Raw genomic sequence first — 228 nt, 5'->3', positions numbered from 1 at the left:
TGATTCGCCTCGCCACCATGCACTTTCCTACCGTCGCGCTGATCGGCAGATACCAGGACACCGGCCTGGCCACTCCGCTAAGGGCGCTCGCGCACGCGCTCATGCAGGCCGGGCGGCAGGTGCTCGTCGATGCCGACACGGCCCGCAACACCGGCCTCACGGAATACCCGGTCGCTACTTACGAAGAGATCGGCAAGGATGCGTCGCTGGCGGTGGTCATGGGCGGCG

Annotated in this window: 1 protein-coding gene; it reads left to right on the top strand. The window is 67.1% G+C overall.

The window, feature by feature from the left end:
* Window positions 1-228: hypothetical protein (locus OH705_RS29105; protein ID WP_267303688.1), on the top strand; the 228-nt coding region annotated here is incomplete at both ends.

This window comes from Pseudomonas sp. BJa3, from assembly GCF_026343815.1.
Classification (GTDB): domain Bacteria; phylum Pseudomonadota; class Gammaproteobacteria; order Pseudomonadales; family Pseudomonadaceae; genus Aquipseudomonas; species Aquipseudomonas soli.
Note: the sequence above shows the minus strand (reverse complement) of the source record. Positions and strands in the feature narration are given on the sequence as shown.